Here is a 1,394-nt window from a genome sequence, read left to right as displayed (position 1 = left end):
CGACCGCGACCACCTGGGCGCCGTAGCCGTCCGGGCCGGCTTCACTGACGGCGTCGAGCAGCGCCTGGAGATTGGTGCCGGATCCCGACACGAGTACGACGAGCCGGGCGGGGGAAGCGGATGCTGCCACGGCGGGAGTTCTTTCTCGAAGAGGTTGACGCAGCGCGTCGGGAGTGACTTGTGCGATCGGACGAACAGCGCGGGTTGCTCACTCGGGGAACCCTACGAAGCGGCCGGCCGTCAGCCACGATACCGGCAGTCCCGCACGGCCCCCACGGGACGGGTACCCGGGCGGGGGGTAGCGTCGGGCCCACGGATCCGTAGCATCCGCGCCACGCAGGGCACCGCGGACCGGCGCACGGACACACGAAGGGGAAGAAACACACCACATGACGGACCGACGCCGCGCCTCCGAGCAGCCCGGACAGGACGACAACCCCTTCGCTCCGCCACCCGCGGACCGCCCCGACCAGCCCTGGCAGCCGCGGCGTCGGTCCGGGGACGAGTCGGGAGGCGACGGCTCCGAGGGCTCCACCGGCTCCCCGGACCCGTGGGGCCCGCCGAGCACGTCCGGTTCGGGGAACACGTCCGGCTCCGACGACTCGTCCGGCTCCGACGACGAGCAGGCCGCGCGCAAGCGCTGGGGCAGCCAGTGGAGCAGCCGGCAGCCCGGGCGAGGCGGCGGCGGCTTCGGCAACCGGAACGGCAACGGCGACCAGCCCGACGGCAGCGGCGGCAACGGCGGCAACGGGAACGGCGGCGGGCCGGGCGGAATGCGCTGGGACCCCCGCGACCCGGTGCAGCGGCACTCCCGGTACGCGATGCTGTCGGGCATGTGGGGCTTGTTCTTCGCCCTGTTCAACATCCCGCCGATCGCCCTGCTGCTGGGCGCGCTCGCGCTCTACTGGGGCATCAGCGCGCTGCGCGGCGCACCCGGCGTGACCCGCAAGGACGCCGACGCGAGCGCCGAGCGGCGCGGCACCACCACCGCGGGCGACCTGGACGGTTCCACACCGCCCGGAACCGCTGCGGCCACCGCCGGGCGGACCGCTCGGCAGCAGACCACGGCGGCGGTCAGCGGCGTGGTGATCGGTTCGCTGGCGCTGCTCATCGTCGCGGCGACCTTCACGTTCCAGCTCGTCTACCAGGACTACTACAACTGCGTGGAGGACGCCCTGACGACCACCTCGCGTGAGTCGTGCGAACGGCACCTGCCGGAGCAGCTGCGCCCGCTGCTCGGCGAACGCGAGTGACCCGGCCGGCCGGAAGCCGCTGCCGTCCTGCGTGACGGCGCCCCGGTCCGCGCCTCCCCCGCTCGGGGCCCCCTCCGCTCGGGACCGCTGCGCCTCACCCACGGGCCCGGATGCCGATCTGTCGGCGTCCGGGCTCGTGCC

The 1,394-nt window shown here is 74.2% G+C and carries 1 protein-coding gene and 1 pseudogene; one reads left to right on the top strand and one right to left on the bottom strand.

Annotation, left to right across the window (positions count from 1 at the left end; genetic code table 11):
• Window positions 1-130, bottom strand: a pseudogene (locus ACYVE9_RS26935) (phosphoribosylglycinamide formyltransferase); the annotation flags it as partial.
• 259 nt (window positions 131-389) lie between these two features.
• Between ACYVE9_RS26935 and ACYVE9_RS26930 the strand changes: the two are divergent.
• Complete coding sequence (locus ACYVE9_RS26930) at window positions 390-1,253, top strand: hypothetical protein (protein ID WP_461030505.1); 864 nt, start codon at window positions 390-392, stop codon at window positions 1,251-1,253.
• Window positions 1,254-1,394 lie beyond the last annotated feature (141 nt).

This window comes from Streptomyces sparsus, assembly GCF_054776295.1.
Note: the sequence above shows the minus strand (reverse complement) of the source record. Positions and strands in the feature narration are given on the sequence as shown.